Origin of the sequence: Nodosilinea sp. LEGE 07088, assembly GCF_015207395.1 — a bacterium.
Lineage (GTDB): Bacteria > Cyanobacteriota > Cyanobacteriia > Phormidesmidales > Phormidesmidaceae > Nodosilinea.
This window is the reverse complement of the sequence record NZ_JADEWX010000085.1, coordinates 1-24664: the sequence shown is the minus strand read 5'-3', so window position 1 is coordinate 24664 and position 24664 is coordinate 1. Positions and strand designations below refer to the sequence as shown.

Sequence of the window (24664 nt, the reverse complement as noted above, 5' to 3'; positions counted from 1 at the left end):
AGTTATGGACCGACTGGGCACTCCAACTGATAGCGCTCAAACCCCATAAACATCGCTATTTTCAGCGTGGTCTCTATGCTCTATCCCTGATGCAGCAAGCTCTTTAGGTACGTTGTCACCCGTTAAGGACGTTGCCGGGGGTGTCGTCGGCTAGCAGGCGGCGGTTTAGCAGCAGCAGGCGATCGTAGCGGTGGAGGGCATCGCCCCACTCGTGGCTACACACGACCAGGGTTTTGCCCTCGGCCTGAAGTTCAGCGAAGATTCCCAGCATCAGGGCTTCGGTCTTTTTGTCGATGCCGGTGAAAGGCTCGTCGAGTAACAGTAGATCGGCCCCCTGGGCCAACGCGCGGGCCAAAAAGACGCGCTGCTGCTGGCCGCCCGAAAGCTGACCAATGGGGCGATCGCACAGATGCAGCATATCCACTCGCTCCAGGGCCACGGTAACCCGCTGCTGGGCCCGCTGACTGGGGCGACGCAACCACCCGGCCAGCGCCGACTGCGCCATCATCGCCACCTGCCCGGCGGTAATCGGGTAATCCCAATCGATGCGCGATCGCTGGGGTACGTAGGCCACCGACTGCCGCCGCCGCCGTAATGGGTGGCCATCCAACAGCACCTGCCCTCGGCAGGGCACCAACCCCAACATCGCCTGCATCAGGGTGCTCTTGCCCGCTCCGTTGGGGCCCACAAGCCCCACCAGTTCCCCAGCCTGGACCGACAGCGAAACGTCCTCTAGGGCAACCACACCCCGGTAATTGACAGATAGGTTTTGAACCTCTAGCATGGCAGCGATAAAATGATAACCATTATCACTATCATACTAATTGAAGTCTTTGTTTCTGGCAGAGTCAACAATGTTTTTACATGCGGGTTTTTTGCATACGGGTTTTTTGCATGCAGGGGCCATAGTGCGTAGCCCAAACAAGATGATCGGAATTGGGCTGGGCTGGTCGCTGTTGCTGGGGCTAGCGGGGTGTAGCGGTGAGCGAGGCGACGAGACCCAGGAGCCAGCAGGGGATGGCGATCGCCCTACTGTAGTTGCCACCACCAGCGTCATCTGTGACCTAACGGAGCAAATTGCCGCCCAGAGCATAGCGCTGACCTGTCTGCTCGAGCCCGGTACTGACCCCCATACCTACCGGGTCAAGCCCTCCGATCGCCAGGCGATCGAGCAGGCCGATCTGATTCTCTACGACGGCTATGGCTTTATTCCAAGCCTGATCAGCCTGGTCAAGGACAGCACCACCCAGGCCACTCGGGTGGCGGTCTACGAAGCAGCCGTGCCTGACCCGCTGATGGGCGAGGCCCATGATCATAGCCATGACGGGGCGGCCGAGCATGGGCCTGAAGGCAATCACGATCACGGTGACGACCACGCCCACAGTGACGACCACGCCCACGGTGACGACCACGCCCACGGTGACGACCACGCCCACAGTGACGACCACGCCCAGGCTGAGGAAGATCTAGTGCCCGACCCGCACATCTGGCACAGTGCCGTCAATAACGCGGCGATCGCCGCGTCCATTGCCGATCACCTAGCTGACATCAATCCTGACCAAGCCAGCCTCTACGCCGAAAATGCCGATCGCCTCACCGCCCAGTTTGATGCGATCGACACCTGGATTCAAGCTCAAGTGGCAACGGTGCCCGCCGCTCAGCGCCGCCTCGTCACCACCCACGATGCCTTTGGCTACTTTGCCGCCGCCTACGGCTTTGAGGTCAGCGGTGCCCTCAGCGGCCTGAGCACTGACGAGAAACCCACCCCTGCCACTCTGACGGCGCTGGTTGACCAGGTCAAAGCTGCCCAGGTACCCGCTATATTTGCCGAAACTACTACCAACCCCCAGCTGATCGAAACCGTGGCTAAGAATGCAGGGGTAAGGGTCGCCGCGCCACCGCTGTGGGTAGAGGGGCCGGGGGGGCCCGGTACCGAAGCGGAAACCACTCAGGCCATGCTGGTCGCCAATACTTGTGTCGTGGTAGAAGCGCTGGGGGGAATGTGCGTTCGCGACAGCGCGCCACTCTAATACGAAATCCGATTTGGGCAACCCCGATTCACCATCAGGAACCCCGTCGGCGCATAGCATGCTATGCCCCGACAAACTGGGGGTATTCAGGCCGGATTTGGTATCAGGCGATCGCGGAGATTGCAGGCCGCTCAAAGCCGAGGGGGTATCAACCTAAAGCGAAACAGCTGGCATGGGGAAGACAGGCGGCAGCAGGACTGTCAATCCTTGCGTCTAGCTCCTACCCGCCAAGTTCTGCCAGCGTCCCGGCTGAAGCAAATACCCGAGCTCTGAGTGGTGTCATCACGTTGATGGCAACCATAGCTGTAGCCAGCTGTAGCCATCAAAGGCGGGGTTATTGATCAATTAGGAAGGGTCTCAGCAGGGCGCTGACCCGTAGCACCTCCGCCACCGACCAGGCCTGGGCAAAGGCCCCCCTGGGTGCCATCGGGGCATGGCCGTCAAAAATTTCGCTGATGGTGCCCAAACAGCCGCTGTGCAAATGGTGAATCAGTGGGTCTAAAAAGCTGTGGGCTAAATCGGCATCTTGGTAAACCCGCCAGTGGGCTTGCACAAAGGGGCCCATTAGCCAACTCCACACCGTGCCCTGGTGATAGGCGCCATCGCGCTGTACCGGGTCGCCCCCGTAGTGGCCCTGATAGCTAGGGTGGGCTGGGTCGAGCGATCGCAGCCCGTGGGAGGTCAGCAGTCGCTGTGCCACGATATCGACCACCGCCCGCTGCTGCTCTAGACGGAGACAGGGCTCTCCCAGGGCTCGATCGGGTAGAGCAACCGCCAATATTTGGTTGGGCCGTAGGGTAGAGTCATTACCAGCAGGGCCATCCAGCAGGTCATAGCAGTGGCCCAATTCGTCGCTCCAAAATCGCTGAAATCCCTGGCGAGTTTGGGCGGCCAATTCCTGAAATAGACCCACGGGTTGTCCCAGTATCCCAGCAAATTCTGTCATGACTAGCAGCGCGTTGTACCACAGGGCATTGACTTCAATGGGCTTACCGACCCGAGGCGTGACCACCCAGTCGTCAACCTTGGCATCCATCCAGGTGAGCTGCACGCCTGGCTCACCGGCATAGAGCAGCCCATCGGTGGCATCGACCTGAATGCTGTGGCGGGTGCCTTTGCAGTGCCAGGTAATCACCTGATCGAGCTGGGGGAACAAATCGGCAATCAGATCGGTATCGCCAGTGGCCTGGTGGTAGGCGCGCAAGGCCTCAAAGTACCAGAGAGTAGCGTCTACGGTGTTGTAGTGGGGGGCTTCTCCCCCTTCGGGAAAGGCATTGGGCAGCATCCCCTGGCTCAAATATGGGGCAAAGGTCTGCAATATGATCCGGGCCAGGGTGGGGCGTCCGGTGGCCAGGGTGAGCCCCGGTAGGGCAATCATGGTGTCGCGGCCCCAGTCGCCAAACCAGGGGTAGCCCGCAATGATGCTTTTGCCAATGGCGAGCGGTGGCTGGTCGTGGTGGCCCTCGTCCCCAGTGCCCGCCACCGGAGAGCTTGCCGACGGCGAAGCGTCAGGGTGAGGGGGCGATGCTAGGGTCGTGGCCTCAAGCTGGGCCTGCGGTTTCACCAGTGGGCGGTTGACAATAAACTGATCGGCGGCCAAAACCAGCTGACTGACCCAGGCTGGGGGAGCATCATCCGGCTGTGCTCTTTTGCCCTGGGCGATCAGGTGCTGTTCGTAGGCCAGACGGCGCAACAATGCACTTTGCCCCGAGCAATCGGCGGCGGCATCGGTGGTGGCTACTAGGGTAAACGACTGGCCCTGAGCCAGCGTGGGGCCAAAGGTGGCGGCGTGCAGATGGTCGTCGTAGGGATGAATGCCGCGATCGCTCTCCAGGGCTAAGGCATAGCCTGTATACCAGGTGTGGGCTGGCTGGGGGAGAACGGTTTCGCTCAGCAGATAGAAGGGGCCAACGGTTTCCTGCGCCTGGATTTGGAGGCCTTGAGGATAGTCCGTGATGGCCATTTGCCAGTCGTTCCCCTGGGTGCTGTGGTGGTGGTTGCGATGGTTGACCAACACCTTCAACGTCAGCGCCATCGGGGCACTGGCGCGGCTGACGGTATAGCGAAGGTAGGTGGTGTTGGCTCCTGGCTCCATCCACACCCGCTTTTCGAGCCGGGCATCGGCGATCGCATACACCCAGATCGGAATAGTGCCCTCCAGCCGAAAGGATTCTAGATGCAGATAGCCCTGGGGATGCAACGCTCCATCGGCCCAGCGATCGCAGCCCAGGTCATAGACCTGGCCCAGGTAGGTTGCCGCCTCATTCACCTTGGTGACCAGCAGGGTGCGCGCCAACGGCGGCTCCAGGGCCGCCACCAAGAGCCCGTGATAATGGCGAGTCAGCACCCCGGCCACGGTGCCGCAGCCATAGCCGCCAATGCCGTTGGTGATCAGCCATTCTGGCTGGCTGGCGATCGCCGCACTACTGGCCAGATGACGGCCAAAGGAGATAGTCATACAATCAAATTTTGGAATAACAGAATCGGGGCGGCCTGTTCAAAGGCGATTGGCCAGCGAGTCTAGACCGATCGCACGGCAGCTGATCTAGCATCGAGCCCCATCAACCCAATGCCATGACCAGCCTGATCTTAATCTTGATGGGGGTTTCCGGGGTGGGTAAGACCACCATCGGCAGCCTGCTGGCCCAGCGGCTCGACATTGCTTTCTTTGACGGCGACGATTTTCACTCGACCGCTAATATAGCCAAAATGCAGCGCGGTGAACCGCTCACCGATGGCGATCGCGCCCCCTGGCTAGCCTCGTTACAGCAGCTGATTCAAACCCAGCTGGTCAATCATCAGGGAGCGGTCATCGCCTGCTCGGCCCTCAAGGGAGCCTATCGCCAGCAACTCAGCCAGGGCAGCGATCGCGTCAGGTTTATTTTGCTGACCGGCTCCTTCGAGCTCATACAACAGCGGCTCAGTCAGCGCCCCAATCATTTTATGGCCGCCTCGCTGCTGGCCAGCCAGTTTAAGGCCCTCGAAACCCCGGCTGACAGCCTCGTGATCCCGGTCGATCGCTCCCCAGAGGCCATTGCTCAAAGCATTATCACCGCCCTAGACCCCAAGCCCGATCGATCGGCCAGTTCAGGCCCCTAGTACTCCACGGCGCAAGTTTAGATACTATTTCTTAGGGCTAGGGAGCTAGGGAGCCAAGCGATCCGGAACGGTGGACATATTTCAGCCTTCGAGTACTAGGTCGATCGAGATTTTTGATCTGAAAAACCGCCCGCTGGTATTGGCGAGCCCAGCCGCTAGCCTCCCAGAGTTTAAAATTGCCCTTGCCATGACAGTGACTGCTGAGCGCTGTTGGCCCCGAGCGATCGCACCGCCGTAATCTCGACCTGGCCGTAGGTACCTTGGCTAAAGGGCTGACGATCGATGGGCAACCGCCCCAGGGCCAGCTCAAACCGATTGCCCACCAGACTGACTTGCTCGGCGGGCACCACATCGTCGTAGACCGTGACGTAACGCAGGCGGCGATCGTCTCGAGGATCACCATTGGCCACCTTCAGGGTGAGCCGAAACTCCGTATTGACATAGGCCGATTCTGCCGCCAGGTCGAGCACTACGGTTTTGAGATTGGCTCCGTGACCCTGCACACCGCCCCAGGCCAGGCGCGTGGCTTCGCTGGCCCGCACCGCGTTACTAACGGTAATTGTCATCTGCCCATCTTGTTGACGGGTGGTGTAGTCAGCCCAGAGATCGTCAGAGAACGCTGCCATCAGCGACCCGCCGGGCTGAATTTCAGCCCGCACCTGGCTATTGCCAAAGCTGCCTAGGGGGCGGGGGGCCTGCCAGTCGAGGCTGACTGAACCTTCCACCCGCCCGGTATATTCTCTGTAGATATCGTTGACCTGCGAACCCGCAGACAATAGAGCCTTTGCCCCTGATTTTTCGACCCATAGGTTGCGAGATAGCTGGACCGGCTGGCTGGCTAGGCTCGATAAACTGATTGAGGTGGTGGGAGTCTCAGGTTGTAGTGGCTCCAGTTGGTTTACAATCGACAGTTGCCCATCAACACCGACGGTGCCGTCCCGGCCAACGTCGCCGCTGTTGCCGCTGTGACCATCGCGACAGCTGTAGCGGATATTTTGACAGCTGTAGTCGGGTTGTCCGGGAGTACCCGTACAGGTTTGAATGTCCCAATCGCGGCGATCGCAGCGGCAGCCCAGGGCCCCGTTGCCACCCCGACCACCCCGGCCAGAGCGACCACCGGCGGCATCGACCAAGAGCTGTTGGAGCGCAGCGCGATCGCTAAAGTACACCGTCAGATCGCCGCCGTTGCCGCCATTGCCACCGCGACCGCCATCGCCGCCATCGCCGCCGCTGGGGGCACGCAGGTTGTAACTCACATCGTAGGGCTGACCACCGCAGCGAGGCCGATAGCCGTTTTCACCGTTTTCACCGTTTTCACCATCGCTGCCCGTTAGGGTAAAGCGAGTAAACGCACCATCCACCACGGTGGTTTGGCTCTGGCCCGGCACGCCATCTCGCCCGGGTCGCCCAGATCGACCGTTGCTGCCATGGCTGCCGTAGGTGCGAGTCTCCTGGGCCCAGGCCACCATCGAGCAGCCGTTGAGGTTGGGCAACGGTAGCGTAGCTGCTAGGCCAATACTAAGAGGCATCAGGGCTACAGCAAGCGCGCGTTTCATCATCAGGTTTCAATGTCCAAAACTGCCCTGAGCCTAGCCAAAACGGCTGCTAACAGGAGAGCCAATGTGCCAGATTCACCCTGCGATCGCAGGCCTGAAAAACGTTGAGCTTAACGACGTTTACTCCATAACCGATCGTCCCTAATCATCGGGCGGAAATTGCAGCTTCACCTCGCCCGATTCGCTGACAAAAACATTGCCACCCAGGGCCTTAATGCGATCGATCGCCTTTTGCCGAGTGCCGTCATCAAAGGCATTGGCAAACACACTGGCCCAAGCGCTCACCTGCGCCTGCTTGCTCAGCGGATTATTGGCTAAAAAGTCTGCCGTGCGCTGAGAACTCTCGGCAATAATGGCTGCGTCGGGGTGTGCCGACTGCCGCGCCCAGTCTGCCGCTGTTTGGTAAGACGTTTGGGCCGCCGCTCCATCTCCTAGGTACAGCAGTTCATCGATGCCGCGATAGCGCCAGATATAAAAGCTGTCGTCAGGTAGGGTTGGGGTCAAGTGCTCGAGGCCGTCAGCGGTAATCGCCACGGCTCTTTCTGGCCGACCGGCAAAATTGCTGACGCTTCCCGACAAGAACAAATAAAAATTTCGATAATACGGATCGTTGGCAATGATGATCTCAAAGAATTCGGGGCTGAGACCGTAGCCAGTGCTGGCTCGCGCCTGATCGTCACCAAAGTACTGTAAAAACCGGAGAAAAAACCAGTCGGCTACCAAATTGTCGAATCCAAAGGCAGGCATTTTTTGCGCCAGCGTCAGGGTTGTAGCCGTCGCTTGCGCCTGTTGCTCCAGCCCTGGCGCCGTGGCATGGCTATCCTGTAAGGTCGCTAGGCGCTGGCGCTGGAGTACCACCAAGCTAGATACCACGACTACTGGCAACGCCACCATCCATAGATTTTTCAGGAGCCATCGAGGCGATCGGCGGGATGAACTGGATGAGAGCACCATGGTGATCAGGCAAACCTAAGAAACGTATAGACACCGCTTCAAGCTAAACGGGAGTTCTAAAATTAAGTCTACCCACTCTGGCCAAGGCCGCTGGCTAGTCGGTCAATCTCTGGCACCCAGGCTGTAATTGGCAGGCTGACCAAATCATTCTCACCGCTTCTTTGCTCGGTTTTGGCAACACATCTATGACTCAAGATACATCGCCGCAAAACCCCTCTTCTGTTCCCTCTCTGGGCCAGTGGCTAGGGGCCATAGGTTTATTGACTGTCATCGTTATGACCTGGCTGCCCCATAGCTATTTGCGCATGGTCAGCTGGCCCTGGGCACTGGTATGGCAGCTGGGGTTTTTAGCCATTGGAGTTGGGCTCATCTGGCTGCTACGCCAGTTCCAGTTCCCCTTTCGCCCCTTAGGGCACGGGTTTGACTGGGCTGTGGCCGTCACCGGAGCTATTCTAGTCATTTGCAGTTTGGCCAGTGACTTTCAAGTCGTGGCCCTGTGGAATGTGATCTTAGCTACGTACTATTTTTTGGCCCTGTACGCTGGGGCCAACTGGCTCAGACAGGCAGCGGTGCAAGGGACTCAGGTGGCCCTGCCGATGGTCGGCACAATGCTTGGCACGGCAATCATTTCTCTGGGGCTCTGGCGGCCTGGGGCTGGGGCTGAGCCAGACAATGCTTTCTCTGCGGCCCTGCGCAATGCTATGCCCTTTGGCCACCACAACTTTGTCGGCGGCTATTTTGCCCTGGCGCTGCCGCTGGCTTTGGCCGGTGTGATGGCGTTTAGCGGCTGGCGACGATGGCTGGCGGCGGCGACGACTGCCCTCACTGCGATCGCCCTCTATGTCAGCGGATCGAGGGGAGCTCTGCTAGGGATTTTGGTGTGGCTGGTGGTCGCTATAGTGGCCTTTGTGTTTGGCTCTACCGGCAAGAACAGGCCTCGTCGCTTACTGGCAGGGGGGCTGGGAGTGGTCTTGGCAACAGGCCTTTTGGCCAGTAACTCGCGAGTTCGCAGTTTGCTGGGGGGGATAGATTTGGCTGACCCTTCTGGCTTTGTGGTCAGTGATGGGCCCCTGCTCGATCGCTACTTTATGCTCAAATCAGCCCTCAATATTTTTAGCCATCGGCCCTTGGTGGGGGTGGGGCCAGGTGTCATGAGCCGGGTCTCGAACCTCTATCGCCCGATCGCTGCCGGTCTAGGTCTCGATCACTCTCAACAGTTGCACAACACGCCAGCTCAGCTGTTAGGTGAACTGGGGGTAGGGGGCATCGGGGTCTACCTTCTGTGGCTCCTTCTGGTGGTGCGGCTTTGGCTGCATCTTAATCGCACTGTGCACAAGACCTCCGATCGCTGGCTGCTCCACGGCACAGGCGGGGGGCTGTTGGCCTACGGTGTCTCCAGCCTGACCGACTACCAACTAGAGAATATTGGCATTTCGATGGCGCTAGTAGCCATGGTGCTCATCCTGCTGTGTCTGGCTAACTCGACTGAAGCACCTGCGCCCCAACCCATGGGTGCGGCGGCGCGACGCTATCTCAGCCTAGGCTTGCTCGGCTGGCTAGCGATAACAGGCTATCTCTGGTTGATGACAGATTTGGGCTTTTGGTTCGGCGATCGCGCCCTCTATCGGGCTCAACAGGGCGATGTAGCGGGCTCATTGCAGCAGCTCTCTGCGGCCACCGCCTTTGCCCCCTGGGACCCTACTTACTCCGCCCTAGCTGGGCAAGACCTCTATCGACTGCTGCCCCTAGTGCCTGCCGATGAGCAAGCGGCGGCGCGTCGAGACACTGGCATAAATTTATACAATGCTGTCAAGACAGCGCCCAACGATGCCTGGTTCAACTACAATCTGGCAGCTTTTCTGCTGCCCCAAGACCCGGCAGCGGCGGGGGCCTATGCCCGTCGAGCCGTGCAGTTGTTGCCCCGGCAAAAGAGCTTTAGTCGCTACCTGCTGGGGCAGACCTACCTGGCCCAGGGGCAGATCAACGAAGCCGCGATCGCCTTTAGCCTCGAAGGCATCGGCCAACCCGAGTTTTTAACCCTGCCCCTGTGGCAGCAGGGCGCGTTGGCTCCGCTTCAGGCCCCGGTGGTAGACCAGGCCCTGACCTACCACCAGCGGGTACTAGAGGCCGCTTCCCCCGCCGACCCGACCTATGCTACCTTCTATGACCAGGCGACGCTGGTGCGCTGGTGGCACCGCCGCCCCTTACTCAACTCAACCCCAGAGTTGCTTAGGCCCATCACCCAAGTGCTGCTGGCGTCAGACCAAAGCACCGAGGCTGCCTTGGCGATCGCCAACCAGGCCCTAGACCAAAACCCTCAAGATCAGGCAATGTTGTTGCTGCGGGCCTGGCTCGACCCCGAGCAGTTTGCCCCAGCCTATCTGGCGCAAACTGACCTTGCCCCAGCGGATCAGCAACGGCTAGCCGCATCGCTGACGCAATATCGAGATCTGCGATTGTGGCTGACTTCCCAGGCCACCTCTAGGCCCCTGACGGGCCGCAGTTTACTGGGGCTAACCTACCGCAATCGCTATGCCCAGGGCATTGACCTGATTGCACCCCTCGATGGCTTAGATCAGTGGATAGTGCCGGGGCTGCTAGGGTTATTTGGCGATTTACCCCGAGAGTTTGTAGCCCTCGACCAAACAGTAGAAGCGATTCAAACCGAGCAGTTAGACCTGCCCAGTGCGGCCAACAACCACTTTGAGATTGTGGCCCCACCCCCCTTGCCAAAAAACTTTTTTGAGGGGGCGTGATCGCTGGTTAAGACCAAGTGGGTAAGTTAAACCCAGGCGCAAACAACACCTCTACCGCCTAACCCTCAAGGAGACAAACACCAATGAAAACTTCTCTAAAAGCTAACCTGCTCAAGCACCTGATTACTAAGAAAGAAGAGGGTGGCTTCACCCTGATTGAACTGCTGGTTGTGATCATCATTATCGGTATTCTGGCGGCTATTGCACTGCCTTCTTTCCTCAACCAGGCCAACAAAGCGCGTCAATCTGAAGCCAAAACCTACGTGGGTTCTATGAACCGTGGTCAGCAGGCCTACCGTCTAGAAAACCCCGTGTTCGCACCTGGTTTTGTAGAACTGGCCATTGGCATTCCTTCTGTAACCACCTACTACACCTACACCATTCCTGCTGGTAGCAACGGCGCATTTGGTGCTTTGGCCTTTGCTGACAGAATTGACACTGCGCTGAAGAGCTACGTTGGTGCCACCCAGCTGACCTCAGGCACCGCCACTACCGAAGCAACTACTCTTGCCATCATCTGCGAATCGACTGCGGCTAACGTACCTGCTGGAACTGGTGCTGTTACTAACTTCACCTCTACTGCAAGCAGCAGCACCACCAATTGTAACACCGGCTGGAAGAAGCTCTAGGCCATTGCCTGAGGTTTAATTTCCACTAGTCGAAAAATAAGGAGCCGCTACTCAACCCTGAGAGCGGCTCCTTATTTTTTAATTAGTCTCTATGGCCATGGCCACAAAGGTATAGCGTTGTGCAAGTGAAACAAGTACACTCTGTTCCCTGTTACCTACTCCCTGTTACCTTTGGACTGTACTTAAGCAACATGAATAAGGCTGTAAGGCTGTTATTTTTTGATATCGCCAAATTTCGCTGAGACCGAGAGATTATCCCTGGTTAATGAATTGGCCTGATAGCGCTGACCCCACGGCGGCTGAGGTTCTTTATGATCCTGCTCAACCTGATCAAACTCCCCATTACCACCATCGACCTAGCCCCAGGCAGCCGCCTGCTGATTAACGATGTCACCTGGGAGCAATACGAAACCATGGCGTTGCTCCCAGCTAACGCCGCCGACAAGCTCCCCAACCTTCACTACTGAGCATCTGGCAGCGTAAAGAAAATCGTACTGCCGACATCAGGGGTGCTTTCGGCCCAAATCTCGCCGCCGTGGCGCTGCACGATATTTTTGCAGATCGCCAGCCCCAGCCCGGTGCCGCCCAGTTGGCGAGAGTCGGAGGCATCGACCTGCTGAAAGCTTTCGAATATGGTGTCTAGCTTGCTGGGGGGAATCCCCCGACCCTGATCTTTCACCCACACCAGGATGTCGTGCTCTCGTCTGGTAGCCCCCAGCCAGACGGTGGTGTCAGCAGGGGAAAACTTGATCGCGTTACTGAGCAGATTGGTAAACACCTGAATGATGTGGTCAGCATCGACCCAAACGGTGGCTGGCATGGGCTCAAGGGTGAGCAGAATGGTTTTGGCGTCAGCCATCGACTGCATGGCCTGTACGGCTTGGGACATCAGGTCGGTGAGGGGGCAGGTCTGCATCGCCATGGTGACTCGACCCGATTCGATCCGCTCTAGATCCAGCACGTCGTTGATCAGGCGGGTGAGGCGCTGGGTGTTTTTGAGGGCAATCTCTAAAAATTCCTGGGCTGGGGGAGGCATGACGCCCAGCTTTTGGCTGGCTAATAGCGATAGGGAGCCGTGAATGGAGGTCAGCGGAGTGCGCAGCTCGTGCCCGACGACGGAGACAAATTCGTCTTTCATGCGCTCGGTAGCTTTGCGATCGCTGATATCGTTGGTCAGCCCAAAAAACCCTTTCACCTCTCCCTGCCCATCAATCTCAGGAATGTAGGTGGTCAGCAGGCAGCGAGGCTGCCCGTCTGGGGTCGTCACTTCGGCTTCAAAACTGACCTGCTGGCCCGATAGCGCGGCCTCAATGTGGGGTTGGGCCTGCCCGTAGTAAGCCTCGCCCATGACCTCATGCACGTGGCGGCCCTGCAAATCCTCCAGGGGAATCCGATACCAGTCTGCGTAGGTGTGGTTGTTGAATAGATAGCGCTGCTCGCGATCGACCGAGCAAATCAGCACCGGCAGGGCGTTGGTTGTGAGTCTGAGCTGTTCTTCGCGACGCAGCAGAGCCGCCTCGGCCCGTCGCTGCTCGGTGATGTCTTTCAGAATGACCGTGAATAGCTGCCGTCCATCGTTGGTTTGGAGCTTAGAAATCGAGGCCTCTGCCGGAAACGTCTCGCCCGTTTTGCGTCGTCCCAATACGTCTCGACTGCGGTTGGCCATCTGCCGAGAGGTATCGGCGGCGGCGGCGAAATTTTGCACATGCCGCCGGTGGGCCTGCTGAAAGGCTTCAGGCAGCAGCATGTCGAGGGGCTGGTGGTGAACTTGGTTGAGGGTATAGCCAAAAATCTTTTCGGCCCCCTGGTTGTACATGACAATGCGCTGCTGACTGTCGATGGAAATGATTGCCTCGTCAGCATTGTCGAGAATGCCGGCCAGCTTTTGCTGACTCTCCCGCAGGGCGGCTTCGGTCTGAGTGCGATCGCGAATTTCCTGCCGCAGCTGCTGATTGGTCTGAATCAGCTCGTGGGAGCGCTGCTCGACCTGGGCCTCTAGACTGTCCAAGAGCTGGGCCTGGGCGATCGCTACGCCCATGTGGTTGGCCAGCTGCTGCAAGAGTTCAATCTCAAACGCTTCCCACTGTCGCGGGCGATCGCACTGAATCGCCGTCAGCAGCCCCCAGGGCTGGTCACCGACATGGATAACAATCTCGATACAGGCCTGGGCACCCCACCGCTTGAGGAAGGTGGCGCTGTCAGGCGACGGGCATTCCCGGGGTAGATCGCCACAGGCACAGGTTGAGGCACTGGTCTCTGGCCTCAGCTGGTGTCCCGCAATCCTCTGATGCAGGGCGGAGGGCAGCGTTTCCCCCTGGCGCAGCGACTCTTGAATGACCTGGCCAGTGGTTGGACTGTCGAACTCGATGATCAAGACGCGATCGCAGTCGAGCAGCTCGTGGACTTCGGTCGCGGCGGTTCGTAAAATTTCGCCGATTTCGAGCGACTCGCGAATTCTGCGGGTGATTTCGCTCAGCAGCCGGGCCTGCTGATATTGCCGAGCCAGGGTGCGCTCGATCTGGCGCTGCTCCGTCACGTCAATGCCGGTACCGATCACATACTCAATTGCGCCAGCCGCATCCTTTAATACCGTGTTAGACCAGCTAATCAGCCGACGGGTGTCATCCCTACAAAGCCAGTAGTTTTCATGCTGATTGGGGCTTTGGGTCTGCTTAACCTGTTGAAAAACAGCCTTCACCTCGGCCCGTTCTGCCGGTGGAATCAGCACATTCCAAATCTCCTGGCCGCAGACGTCATCGGCCCTGTAGCCCGATATGTGTTCACAGGCCTGGTTAAAGCGCACGATCTGGCCGCTGCGATCGAGCACCACCACTAAGGCACCCACCGTATCCAGCACGGCGGCAATGAAGTTGCGCTCCTGCCGCAGGGCTTCGTCGGTTTGCACCAGCTGCGCCGCCTGTAGCCCAAAGCGTTCCTCCAGCGATCTATGGGCCGCTTGCAGCACCTGCTCCAGGCGCTGACGCTCAGAAATCTCGGCTTGCAGAGCATCGTTGGTCTGCTGAAGCTGTTGGTTGGCCCTGGTTATCTCAACCGCCTGCGCCTCCCCCGCCTGCTGGAGCTGTTCAATTTCCGTCAGCAGCTCCAGCGGGTCTAGCATTTGCAGCAGGCTGGTCTGGGTCACAATCCCCGCCAGTTCACCCGCCTCATTGGCGACCACCAGGCGGCGGATATGTCGCTGCTGCATCTCTTGCTGGGCGGCCCAGAGGCTGTCCTGCGGAGACATTAAAAACAGGGGCGCACTCATCACAGTCTGGGCCATCGTCTGAGACAGCGACAGCCCCAGCGCTCGAAACTGCACGATGTCTCGTTCGGTCACAATGCCGATCGGCCCGTTCAGCCGCAGGCTACCCTGCTGTTTGACCTGGGTGATGACCACGCAACTCACCCGATGGTGAGCCATTTGCCGCGTCAGGTCGAGCAGACTATCGGTCGCTTTCGCCTGCACAACGGCTCGGGTCATCACCTCGCCCACGCGCCTGAGCTTGAGAAAGTTAAAGGGGTGCATGGCCCGTCGAATTGCCGTCTGAGTCACCAGACCGAGCAGGGCTCCGGCCCCATCGACAATCGGCAGCTGGCGAATCCGGTGCTGCCGCATGGCTGTCAGCACGGCAAACACGCTGTGCGCGTCAGAGCGTTTCAGCGTGATCAGGGGCTGGGTCATCACCTCGCCCACGGCAACAGTCCTTAGATTGATCTCTTCAGCGACCAGCCGCACCACGTCTCGCTCGGTCAAGATACCAACCAGCTGGCTGCCCTCGATAACCAGGGCACAGCCCGACTGGTATTGGCTGGCAGGCGGTACCTCCGGCCCCATTGCGCCCAGCTCACAAATCTGTTTAGAGGACTGGCTCATCTGCTCAATCACGGCCTCTACCGCCATCTCTGGCCCAACCACCAGGGGATGGTTGTCCAGAATCTGGTCAACATTTAGAAGCGACAATGCCTGGGGATATGCTGCTGGCATGTGGGGTTAAGCAATAGTCTTCGCAATAGTCTTCACAGATTCCTCAGATTTGTTCTCTAAGGTGAGAACTAAAGCAACTGGGATTAGAGCGTATGGAATTTCTCTACTGTTTTGCTAACGCCAGTTTGACTCAAAGAATACTTGATTATCTGCTCAGGCAGGTGCCGGCTGAGTCTGTTACCGTCATTTTCTTAAACGACCGATGGGTCTTACACATCAAGCTCAATTCAGCCACAGACCCTGAGCGCTGTGATGACTGCTGGGCCTTTTTAAACGAAAACGGCTTTCCCTACCATCCGAGCCCCAGCGTAGCGCTGGCTCTCCACGAGCTGGAGGCGGGCTATTCGCCCATCCAGGTGATGAACCGCTGCCACGTGTCCATCGTATCCCACGGTCACCCTCAGCCTGGGGAGGTGGATTGTTTTCAGGAGAAATTTGTGGCAGGTCTGGGCTACTGTCCGCAGAGCCTGGGCTAAGGTCTGAAAAGCTCGACACCCGGCAAATCATTGCAGGCGATTGAGAATTCGGTGGGGTAGCTCGGTGGCCATGGCCGATTTGTGAATAAAGTCATCGGCTCCCACATCAAAGGCCTGCTGCAAGGTCTGGGCATCTTCATGGACCGTCAAAAACAAAATTGGCAGGTGCCGCCACTGATCGTCGGCGCGCAGAACCTGGCACAGTTCTAGTCCGTTGGCCGTGGGCATTTCCACATCCAGCACCAGCAGCTGTGGCTTTACCCGCTCCAGGGTGTCCCACAGCTGGGCCGGATCTGCCAAGGTTGTAACCCGCATTCCCCAGGGCACCAGGAGCGATCGCAGCAGCTCTAGAACCTGGGCATCGTCATCGACCACTACAATGTCGAAGGCCGCACCGCCTACCCGCACGGCCTGCTGCACGGCCTCAATCACATGGTGGGGCGAGGTGGAGCTGGGCAGCAGGCGATCGGCCCCCAGCTGCACCAGGCGCAGGCGCAGCTGAAAATCACGGCTGTCGGTGATGACCAGCACCGGAATTTGAGCGGACCGCTGGGCGATCGCCCCCAGCAGCTCCATCCCTGCTTCGGCATGGGGTTCATCTATCCACAACAGTGCCGCCGTGGGCGGCTGAGCCTGTAGAATGGCGTGGGCCTGGGTCAGGCTGGCGGCTACCATAGCGCGAAGGCCCGCCTCCCCTGCGATCGCCGCCACCCGCTGACTAAACGAGTCTTCGGCCCCAGCAATGAGCAACTGGGCCGTACTCGCGATCGGCGCGGCGACCTCTCCCGGGCTGGTCTGCCGCGACAGGTTCTGGCGTAGACGCTGTACGAGCTGAAACACCTGAGCCGTCTGGTGATCATCGAGAGGCACAGTCAGCTGAAGCAGCTGCTCCAGCTCGCGGGCAATCTGCGACCCTTCGGCAAAGCCATAGCAGCCGAGGGACCCCGCTAGCTTGTGGGCCTGGGAACGGCCTGCCTGCTGCAAATCGGTACTCAGCAGGCCATCATCCATCGCCGCTGCCGTTGCCTCCAGAACGCTCAACCGCTCTTGCATGGTGCCCTCGTGGGTTTGCCAAGCTTGCGCTAGCGCGGCCTTTATGTCCGCTAGGGTCGGCTGGCGATTGTCCATAGCAGAATTGGCTGAGTCTAGGGTCGCATCAGCCTCCAGGGGATGCAGCCGGTACCCCACCCCGTAGACCGTCTCGATGAAGGTTTTCGGGGCTCCGCCCGCCTTGAGCTTTTGCCGCAGCCCCTTGATGTGGGTCCTCACCGCATCCCCACTGGGCGGATCCTCAAAGGACCAAATATCGTCAATAATGGCATCAAGGCTGAATACCTGAGCTGGATGCCGCAGAAACAGCTCTAGCAGCGCATACTCCTTTGGCGTGATGTGGAGCTGATGGTCGTCGTAAAACACCTCGAAGGTGCTTGGACTGAGCCTCAGGCTACCCCAGGTCAACTCAGCGGTCGCCCCGGGACTGTCTCGGCGTAAGAGGGCTCGAATGCGCGCGCACAACTCTTCAAAATCGAAGGGTTTGACCACATAGTCATCAGCTCCAGCATCCAGTGCCTGTACTTTATCGGCGCTGTCATCCCGGGCCGTGAGCATCAAAATTGGCGCGGTGATGCCCTGCTGGCGAAACTGTTGACAGAGTGAGATACCTTCGGCATCGGGCAGTAGCCGATCTAAGACAATCAGATCATAGGGAAAGAGGGCCAAAAACTCCTGAGCCATCTCGCCGTTGACGGCAATGTCAACGGCGTAGCGCTGCCTAATTAAACTTTCCGCCAGCGTTGCCATCAGGGCTTCATCATCATCAACCAGCAGTATGCGCATGGCTCAACCACGATATTGTCTCGGCACGATCATGTCCTGAGTGATGTAGACCCGTTACTCCGCTCTCTGATCAAATCGTTGACCTAGCCTGAGGTCGAGTCGGGAGCTTCGGTTAGTTGTCAACGCAGTGGAATCGTTGGGTAGAGTATGCACCGGGCTCACAAGTTCCTCAAATACATCTATGTTGCCAGCTAAATGGGGATAACGCTCATTGGATACCTCCGTGACCTCGCTCTGCGCAACGCGGTTTACTCAACCAGTCCATTAGCACCATACCTAGCCATCGCCATCCAGGTTTAAGGCGTAGCCTACCAGGCGATGGCTAGGGTCGCCCGGCGTTGCCCAGGGGGCCAGACAGCGGGGCGCACCGCAGAACTGTCCCTTGATCCGGTTACCCCAGAGCGCTTGGCCCAGTTGTAGCAGGGATGGCGAAGCTGGCTGCCAAGCGCGATCGCCTGGCAGCTGTGATGCAAGCGCGATACCCATAGCTTTCAATATAGAGCACTGGAAACGGCCACCTTAGTTGCTATTTTGAGCCCCAGGCCCGGGCAGTAGCCAGGCAGATTGGAGGAGGCTAGAGACATTGCGTTGGCGCAGACGGAATAGCCGACAGGGGTATCAACAACATCTCGATAAACCGTAAAGTTATTTAAACTCTGAGCTGCCAGTTCTAAAATCTGATATTTCAACGACTGTGGATGACCAGGCAGCTAGCCTTCGTTTCTTCTAGAAAATGTCATCAAATCTTGGTATTTTATTATTTGGGGAGGGCCGCTCGCGATCGCTTTCCAAATCCCATAATCCTTTTTCAAAGCGAGTTTTAGCCGACATTATTCCTCCTGTGTAAGGCCCGGCCATATATTTTCTTAATAGTCATGTCTATAGACCAGCTCATTTTCGACTGGCCTAAGCCGATCGAAAATGAGCTGGTCAAGGTAGCTCAAGTTTTAAAGTTAAGATCATTTCCTGTAAAAACAGGTCATCTGTACTGAAGAAGATACCCTTGATTTACCTGTTTTTTGGCAGCATGGTTTTGCTGAAAGAAAAAAATAATGTAATCTTGGCATAGTGTTTTGTTCCCTGAATCAAACATGTCTCAGCAGACATGTTTGAAAGTTTTCTTTAATTCTAAGAACATACTGAGGTGAACTATGAAACTCACGTTTTCAAAACGCGCAGGGTATTTAGCCACAGGCTGTTTGGCCGGGTTTACGGCCTCCATGGCGTTTACCCCAATTCTCTCAGTCTTTGCCCAGATCGATGAGCTGAGATCAAGTGATGATTTATCTGAGGTACAGGCTTATATCCGTAGCTGCCGAGAAGTTATTCCGGTCAATGGCTCTGTCGCAGTTTACGACAATACTGAACTCGCTGGTAAGCCCGCAAACCAAATAGGCACGATCAACGTAGGCACCCCGATGCATCTGACTGGTGTAGTCCGAGAGGTGGATGGCAGTCCTACCGCAGCTCAGGTTTACATGCCCTACCGTCGGTTTGCAATGTATCAGCCCGTGGGCTGGGTTGATGCCAGTCAGATTACAGAGTGCTAATCAGCATTGCCCTTCATGGCCTATGGATGGGCTGAGCGTCGTAAATAGTCTAGACACACCCTGAAGATCGGAAGATGCCTAGTACTCTGAGGCGGCAATAACCCAGCTGTTTACTCACGCGGAAACCCTTATGAGACCTGGGGTTCCCGTTCTGCCTCTGCCTTCTTACTTCTGCTTTTCGGTACTAGACTATTGGATTAATTTCATTATTCACTGTAGAAGGTCTCCAGGCTGTTGCGATCGCCCACAAACCGCCAGTGCCAGGGCTCAAAGGCCACCCCCTGAAAATTGTCGGGCGGAAACGATAGCTCATAGCCAAAGCGCACCGCATTTGCTTCCATCCATTGGTACGCGGCGGTATTGCCAAAGTCCGTGTTCAAATGTGTGCCGGGCTGAGTAGCGTCACCCACATCGATGGCATAGCCTGTGTGGTGCTCGCTGTAGCCCGGTGGCGCACTGACCTCAGCTCGGGTTTCGGGGTCTTGGCCACGTTCGGCCTTGAGCTTAAAGAATATCGCCTCCTGCTCCCCATGGGATCGAAACCCCGACAGGGGCACCAGGCGAATGCCATCCTGGGCCGCCGCCCCGGCCATCGCCTCGAACTGGGCGGCGGCGGTAGCCCGCAGGCGAATGCTGGGGTTAGCGGCTAGCGCAACCAGCTCTTCTGCTGGGGCCTCATCAAAGGCGCGATGGCCCAGCAGCAGCTTGCGGCCAGAGGGCGCCAGCTGCACCGCGCGATCCAGATCCGTCGCCTCAGGTTCGGCCTCATCTCCCCCGGGTGGGTTGACCATGGCCTCGAAGGGTTGGTTAAATTCCGCAGTAGAGTATCGGGTGGTTTGATACCAGGCTACGCTGCCGCCCGCCGTCAAAGCCAACAGCGTTAGACCAGTGAAAACAGCGGCACGACGCAGCCACGACGGCGACGCTTGCTCCGCAGCATAGAGGGGTACATCGCGGGCAGCTTGGGGAATATCGTCAAGGGGAGGCATGGTAACTCGCAGGTACCCAGCAAAACTCTACCAATTATGGCCCTAAGACGGCACGATGGTGATCAGACTCAAGGCTATTTTGACTAGCTCTAGAGCTAACCTGGCCTATACTCACCTATGGCCTCTTCCGATTCAACCAACGCCAGGGGCTGCTTTGACTATGGATCAAACGCCTCTCGCTTACCGGCTGGCACTGGGGTGACGCTAGCTTTAGGCACTGTTGCGCAGGGGGCAAAGCTTTGTTGCCACCGTTAGGAATGTTGTTGCGCCTGTACCTTCCCATTGGGGCGGGCATCGGAGCGGGATTGGCCTTGGGCCTGGTGCTGTCTCGGGTGAGCCCCCACCGGGGTACGCCCCAGGGGCTTGATTTTCGGGTATCTCTAGGCCTGGGTAAGTTTTTGTTTTGGGTCGGCATCCCCCTCAGCATTGTGGGCTTTATGCGGCGAGCTGACCTATCGGGCAATCTCTATCTGGCCCCCGTTGTGGCCTGGGCCGCGATTTTATTGGGGCTGCTGTGTAGTCGCCTCTGGATTTCAACCAATCGCCTGCCCTGGGCACGCCCCACCCAGGGCAGCTTTTCGCTGGCCTCGATGTTGGGCAATACCGGCTACATTGGCTACCCAGTAGTGCTGCTGTTACCTCAGTTGGGGGTTGGGGCATTTGGTTGGGCGCTGTTCTACGATGCCCTGGGCACGCTGCTAGGCTCCTACGGTCTGGGAGCCATTTTGGCCGCTGAAATGAGCCAGCAGCCCCAGCCCTCGGGGCAGCTGTGGTTAAATCGGCTAAGGGCGATAGGGCAAAACCCAATTATTCTCGCCTTTGCCCTGGGGCTAGGACTCAAAGCCCTCGCGTTGCCCCCCTGGCTCGATCAGCACCTGTACCACCTGGCCTGGGCTATCGTAGTGCTGTCACTGGTATTGATGGGGTTACGCATGCAGCAGATTCGGAGCTGGCAACATTTACCCCGCGCGGCGGTGGCCATTGTGATAAAGATGCTGGTGCTACCCCTGGTGGTGGGGCTGGGGCTGACGGCCCTGGGCATAGACGGTACCCCTCGCCTGGTGATGACGCTGCAGGCCGGTATGCCCTGCGCCTTTTCTAACGTGGTGTTGGCTGAGGCCTACAACCTAGACCGCGATCTATCGGTAACCTGTGTGGGGCTCAGCTCTGCCGTGCTGTTGTTGACGTTGCCCCTATGGCTGTGGACATTTTCTGGGGGAGTGATGCCATGACAAACCAATGGTTGGCACTGGTCTGTGGCCCTAGGCTGGGGCAGGTTAGCAGCCTGGTATTGATCGGCGGTTTGATGCTTGAGTCGCCTGGTCTGGGCTTTCGACCGGTACTTGCCCAAGCAATGCCGACTGTAGCTAATCAGTCTGCCCCTAAGACCATCCTGCGGCCTGGCGATCGCGGCCCTGAGGTGAGCCAGTTGCAGCTGGCCCTAGGGGCATTGGGGCTTTACTCAGCCGCCGCCGACGGTATTTATGGGGTCGATACAGCCCAGGCCGTGCGATCGCTACAACGGCAGCAGGGCCTCACCGTCGATGGTATTACCGGTGGTCAAACCTGGCAGGCCCTAGCCAATGCCCAGCGTCGTCTCACGCTGCGACTACCACCGCCCATTCTCAGCGCTCAGCTGGTCAGTTTCACGCCTCTAACCGTAGCTCAGCCCGCCCCACCGCCTTCAGCTATTTGGTTGGCGCTGATGCCCCTGGTGCCTATCAGCGGCGGTGCCCTGACCTGGTTCCAGCGCCGGTTGCGGCGGCAACGCAAGCTGCGTCGCCGCCTGGCCCAGCGCCGTCTACCTCGCTAGAGGGCATGGGCCCGGGTCTGCTCGCCCTATGGCCCCATGGCAGACACGGTTCAGCCATCTGGTTGCCAACGACCCACAAATATAAAGAAAAAGTACAAAATTATCCCTTTGTCTTCAATTTAGAGGGCAGTATAAACAGGCTCGGTTTCGCCTTGAGGCCTGTGCTTTGCCGTGTTGTGCAGGCGGTCTGCCGCCTGAGAATAATGCAGAGTGCTGGGATTGGGTTAAGTGTTAGCTTGAGAGCATCGATACCAGTCGCGTCCCCTATGCCCTGGCTCCGCTCCCTGGTGACTGGAACCCCGGCTAGTTGTCTAAATTATATTCTGGAGATTTTTATGCTGACTGTTGCTGACATCATGACCCACGCCGTTGCGACTATTGCCAGCGGGGCCACGGTTGCCGATGCCATTGAACTCATGCAGCAGCAATATATTCGAGCGCTTTTGGTTGAGCATCGTACCCAAGACATGCCCTTTGGCATGGTAACTGAGCGCGATATTGTCTATACGGTGGTAGCTCGGGGCCACGCTCCTGAAAATGTTCTGGTGCAGGATATTATGCGGCAGCCCTGCATTGCCCTAGACCCTGATATGACTATTCAAGAAGCCTCCCAGGTGCTCTCCGATACAGGGCTACAACGGGCGCCCGTAGTCCAAGCCGGAAAGCTCCTCGGCGTCATCTCAGTTACCGATATTCTGATGCGAGGCATGCCGGTACCAGCGCTGAGGCGATAGGCAGGTAGAGAGGTGAAGCGGATGATACCCGTTCTCACCTGCCCCATCCTCTGGCCTGCCTCACCCTCCCCAATCCTGCCCCACCGGAGCACGATGAGCCAGTTCTGTCAGTATCCGCAGGCGATCGCGAATCTCATCCGTCAATGCCTCGGCTGCGTACCGCCAGGCCCAGTTCCCTTCAGAGAGGCCAGGGGTATTCATGCGGCAGTCACTGCCATAGCCCAGCACATCTTGCAGCGGCACGATCGCCTGGTTAGACACCGACATCAGCGCCAGCCGGATCATCGTCCATTGAATGCCTTCGCCGCTAATGCAGCCCACGTACTGCATCAGGCGATCGCGCTCGTAGTCAGGCATTTTGTCGAACCAGCCCACCGTCGTGTCATTGTCGTGGGTGCCCGTGTAAATTACGCTGTTGGTCACACAATTAAAGGGCAGATAGGGGTTGTCGCTACCGCCCCCAAAGGCAAAGTGCAAAATCTTCATGCCCGGAAACCCAAACTGATCCCGCAGGGCCTCCACCTCCGGCGTAATTACCCCCAGGTCTTCGGCCATAATCGGCAGCTTGCCCAGCTTTTGCCGCACCGTCTCAAACAGCTCGGCACCGGGAGCTTCAATCCACTCCCCGTTCATAGCGGTGGTTTCTCCCGCCCGTACCCCCCAGTAGGCCTGCAGGCCCCGGAAGTGATCGACGCGAATAATATCGACGTAGTCGAGCAGGGCGTTAATGCGCTGAATCCACCAGTTGAAGTTGCGTTTTTGCAGTTCGTCCCAGTTGTAGGTGGGGTTGCCCCAGAGCTGCCCGGTTTCGCTGAAGTAGTCGGGCGGCACCCCGGCCATCAGCGCCGGGGCCAGGGTTTCGTCATCAAGCATAAAGTTGTAGGGAAACGCCCACACATCGACGCTGTCGTGGGCCACATAGATGGGAATATCGCCAATGATCTGAATTTGGCGATCGCGGGCATACTGCCGCAGCGCCTGCCACTGGCGGTGAAACTCAAACTGCAGAAACTTGTGGCAAAAAATATCGCTGGAGAGCTTTTCACGCCATTCAGCCATGGTCTCAGGGTGCCGTCGGGCTAGCGGATCGGGCCATTGGGTCCAACCGGCACCGCCGTGGGCATTTTTGAGTGCCATAAAAAAGGCAAACTCATCGACCCAAAAGTGGCAATCCTGACAAAATTTCTCTAGGGCCGTCCGATCTGCCTCGGTCGCGACCTCATGAAAGCGACTGGCCGCCCGCTCCAGCAGATGCATCTTGCCCGGAATCACGTCGTCAAAAGCCACCCGATGAGCCGACAGGTGCTCCAGATCGTGGAGTTCGTCAGGGTAGAGCAACGAGCGATCGCACAGCTGCTCCAGACTAATCAGTAGCGGGTTGCCCGCCATCGACGAGTAGGACAGGTAGGGCGAATTGCCGTGCCCCGTGGGCCCCAAGGGCAACACCTGCCACAGCTGCTGTTTGGTATCGGCCAAAAAATCGACAAATCGGTAAGCTTCAGACCCTAAGTCGCCGATACCAAACCGACCGGGTAACGACGTAGGGTGCAGCAAAATGCCACTGGCTCGGGGAAAGGGCATAGATAGCTCAATTTAATTCCAGTTGACTCTAACATGGCCCATGGGAGCCAGTCGGGTACTCAGAGAGTTATTTTGGTTTCATCAACATCCTGTAAAGTCATCCTTCATGACCGCCTACCGCAACCCGGCTCCCACCGTCGATATTGTTATTGAGCTGCTCCACCATCCCCACCGCCCCATTGTGCTCATCGAGCGCCACCATGAGCCCCTCGGCTGGGCCTTGCCCGGCGGCTTTGTCGACTATGGCGAAAGCGTCGAAACTGCCGCCCGCCGCGAAGCCCTCGAAGAAACCAATCTCACCATCGATCTCGTCGAGCAGTTGGCGGTTTATTCTGACCCCGCCCGCGACCCGCGCAAACACACCCTCAGCATTGTCTTTTTGGCTACCGCCACTGCCGACCCCATCGCTGGCGACGATGCCAAAACCGCCGCCATCATCAACCCCTGGGATATACCCCAGCAGCTTTGCTTTGATCACGATCGCATTTTGCGCGATTATTGGCAGTACCGCTTCTACGGCCAGCGCCCCCGATTTGGCAGTGGGTGAAAGAGTAGATGAGTAGATGAGTAGATGAGTAGATGAGTAGATGAGTAGATGAGTGGATGAGTGGATGAGTCTAGACTTAGACAAAGCTCTGCTACCCCGTCACACTGTCACTCGCCCACCCCTCCACCC

General features: G+C 58.0%; 20 protein-coding genes. 11 read left to right on the top strand and 9 right to left on the bottom strand.

The window, feature by feature from the left end; genetic code table 11:
• Nucleotides 1–115 precede the first annotated feature (115 nt).
• A complete protein-coding gene (locus IQ254_RS17930) occupies nucleotides 116–784 on the bottom strand; it encodes a metal ABC transporter ATP-binding protein (protein WP_193967531.1) in 669 nt (222 codons plus the stop codon).
• A gap of 142 nt (nucleotides 785–926) precedes the next feature.
• Between IQ254_RS17930 and IQ254_RS17925 the strand changes: the two genes are divergently transcribed.
• Nucleotides 927–2030 (top strand): metal ABC transporter solute-binding protein, Zn/Mn family, encoded by a 1104-nt coding sequence (locus IQ254_RS17925; RefSeq protein WP_193967530.1) that lies wholly within the window; start codon nucleotides 927–929, stop codon nucleotides 2028–2030.
• 334 nt (nucleotides 2031–2364) lie between these two features.
• Here the strand turns inward: IQ254_RS17925 and IQ254_RS17920 are convergent, their stop codons facing one another.
• Nucleotides 2365–4488, bottom strand: coding sequence for an amylo-alpha-1,6-glucosidase (locus IQ254_RS17920; protein ID WP_193967529.1), 2124 nt, complete (start codon nucleotides 4486–4488; stop codon nucleotides 2365–2367).
• A gap of 116 nt (nucleotides 4489–4604) precedes the next feature.
• On the opposite strand from IQ254_RS17920, the gene IQ254_RS17915 reads away from it, so the two are divergent.
• Nucleotides 4605–5129 carry a gluconokinase gene (locus tag IQ254_RS17915; RefSeq protein ID WP_228040839.1) on the top strand — a complete coding sequence of 175 codons (525 nt, stop codon included), beginning with the start codon at nucleotides 4605–4607 and terminating at the stop codon, nucleotides 5127–5129.
• Between the two features lie 170 nt (nucleotides 5130–5299).
• Here IQ254_RS17915 and IQ254_RS17910 read toward each other — a convergent pair whose 3' ends face one another.
• Both IQ254_RS17910 and IQ254_RS17905 read right to left on the bottom strand, forming a co-directional pair.
• The gene (locus IQ254_RS17910) at nucleotides 5300–6658 is read right to left on the bottom strand and encodes a collagen-like protein (RefSeq protein WP_193967528.1); all 1359 of its coding nucleotides are present in this window, start codon (nucleotides 6656–6658) and stop codon (nucleotides 5300–5302) included.
• 168 nt (nucleotides 6659–6826) lie between these two features.
• A complete protein-coding gene (locus tag IQ254_RS17905; RefSeq protein WP_193967527.1) occupies nucleotides 6827–7639 on the bottom strand; it encodes a hypothetical protein in 813 nt (270 codons plus the stop codon).
• Between the two features lie 185 nt (nucleotides 7640–7824).
• Between IQ254_RS17905 and IQ254_RS17900 the strand changes: the two genes are divergently transcribed.
• The 3 genes from IQ254_RS17900 (at nucleotide 7825) to IQ254_RS17890 (ending at nucleotide 11491) form a co-directional block, all read left to right on the top strand.
• A complete protein-coding gene (locus tag IQ254_RS17900) occupies nucleotides 7825–10395 on the top strand; it encodes an O-antigen ligase (protein WP_193967526.1) in 2571 nt (856 codons plus the stop codon).
• 83 nt (nucleotides 10396–10478) lie between these two features.
• Nucleotides 10479–11024, top strand: a complete 546-nt coding sequence (locus tag IQ254_RS17895) for a type IV pilin-like G/H family protein (RefSeq protein WP_193967525.1) — start codon at nucleotides 10479–10481, stop codon at nucleotides 11022–11024.
• Nucleotides 11025–11335: 311 nt separating this feature from the next.
• Nucleotides 11336–11491, top strand: coding sequence for a hypothetical protein (locus IQ254_RS17890; RefSeq protein WP_193967524.1), 156 nt, complete (start codon nucleotides 11336–11338; stop codon nucleotides 11489–11491).
• Here the strand turns inward: IQ254_RS17890 and IQ254_RS17885 are convergent.
• Nucleotides 11485–15009 carry a PAS domain S-box protein gene (locus tag IQ254_RS17885; RefSeq protein WP_193967523.1) on the bottom strand — a complete coding sequence of 1175 codons (3525 nt, stop codon included), beginning with the start codon at nucleotides 15007–15009 and terminating at the stop codon, nucleotides 11485–11487. The genes IQ254_RS17890 and IQ254_RS17885 overlap by 7 nt on opposite strands.
• A 92-nt stretch (nucleotides 15010–15101) precedes the next feature.
• Between IQ254_RS17885 and IQ254_RS17880 the strand changes: the two genes are divergently transcribed.
• Nucleotides 15102–15485: a hypothetical protein gene (locus IQ254_RS17880; RefSeq protein WP_193967522.1), complete on the top strand. Its 384-nt coding sequence runs from the start codon at nucleotides 15102–15104 to the stop codon at nucleotides 15483–15485.
• A gap of 27 nt (nucleotides 15486–15512) precedes the next feature.
• On the opposite strand, the gene IQ254_RS17875 is transcribed toward IQ254_RS17880, so the two are convergent.
• Nucleotides 15513–17321: a response regulator gene (locus IQ254_RS17875; protein WP_193967521.1), complete on the bottom strand. Its 1809-nt coding sequence runs from the start codon at nucleotides 17319–17321 to the stop codon at nucleotides 15513–15515.
• Nucleotides 17322–17597: 276 nt separating this feature from the next.
• Complete coding sequence (locus IQ254_RS17870; RefSeq protein ID WP_193967520.1) at nucleotides 17598–17807, bottom strand: hypothetical protein; 210 nt, start codon at nucleotides 17805–17807, stop codon at nucleotides 17598–17600.
• 665 nt (nucleotides 17808–18472) lie between these two features.
• On the opposite strand from IQ254_RS17870, the gene IQ254_RS17865 reads away from it, so the two are divergent.
• Nucleotides 18473–18871, top strand: coding sequence for a hypothetical protein (locus IQ254_RS17865; RefSeq protein ID WP_193967519.1), 399 nt, complete (start codon nucleotides 18473–18475; stop codon nucleotides 18869–18871).
• 206 nt (nucleotides 18872–19077) lie between these two features.
• Here IQ254_RS17865 and IQ254_RS17860 read toward each other — a convergent pair whose 3' ends face one another.
• Nucleotides 19078–19860 carry a D-alanyl-D-alanine carboxypeptidase family protein gene (locus tag IQ254_RS17860; RefSeq protein ID WP_193967518.1) on the bottom strand — a complete coding sequence of 261 codons (783 nt, stop codon included), beginning with the start codon at nucleotides 19858–19860 and terminating at the stop codon, nucleotides 19078–19080.
• A 257-nt stretch (nucleotides 19861–20117) separates the two neighbouring features.
• On the opposite strand from IQ254_RS17860, the gene IQ254_RS17855 reads away from it, so the two are divergent.
• The 3 genes from IQ254_RS17855 to IQ254_RS17845 all read left to right on the top strand — a co-directional run bounded on the left by IQ254_RS17855 (nucleotide 20118) and on the right by IQ254_RS17845 (nucleotide 22407).
• A complete protein-coding gene (locus IQ254_RS17855) occupies nucleotides 20118–21092 on the top strand; it encodes an AEC family transporter (protein ID WP_228040838.1) in 975 nt (324 codons plus the stop codon).
• Complete coding sequence (locus tag IQ254_RS17850; RefSeq protein WP_193967516.1) at nucleotides 21089–21673, top strand: peptidoglycan-binding protein; 585 nt, start codon at nucleotides 21089–21091, stop codon at nucleotides 21671–21673. Before IQ254_RS17855 ends, IQ254_RS17850 begins: the two co-directional genes overlap by 4 nt.
• A gap of 335 nt (nucleotides 21674–22008) precedes the next feature.
• On the top strand, nucleotides 22009–22407 hold the full coding sequence (locus tag IQ254_RS17845) for a CBS domain-containing protein (protein ID WP_193967515.1): 399 nt from the start codon (nucleotides 22009–22011) through the stop codon (nucleotides 22405–22407).
• A gap of 60 nt (nucleotides 22408–22467) precedes the next feature.
• On the opposite strand, the gene malQ is transcribed toward IQ254_RS17845, so the two are convergent.
• Entirely contained in the window at nucleotides 22468–23988 is a 1521-nt protein-coding gene (gene malQ / locus IQ254_RS17840) for a 4-alpha-glucanotransferase (protein ID WP_193967514.1), read from the bottom strand.
• Nucleotides 23989–24094: 106 nt separating this feature from the next.
• On the opposite strand from malQ, the gene IQ254_RS17835 reads away from it, so the two are divergent.
• The gene (locus tag IQ254_RS17835; RefSeq protein WP_193967513.1) at nucleotides 24095–24535 is read left to right on the top strand and encodes an NUDIX hydrolase; all 441 of its coding nucleotides are present in this window, start codon (nucleotides 24095–24097) and stop codon (nucleotides 24533–24535) included.
• Nucleotides 24536–24664 lie beyond the last annotated feature (129 nt).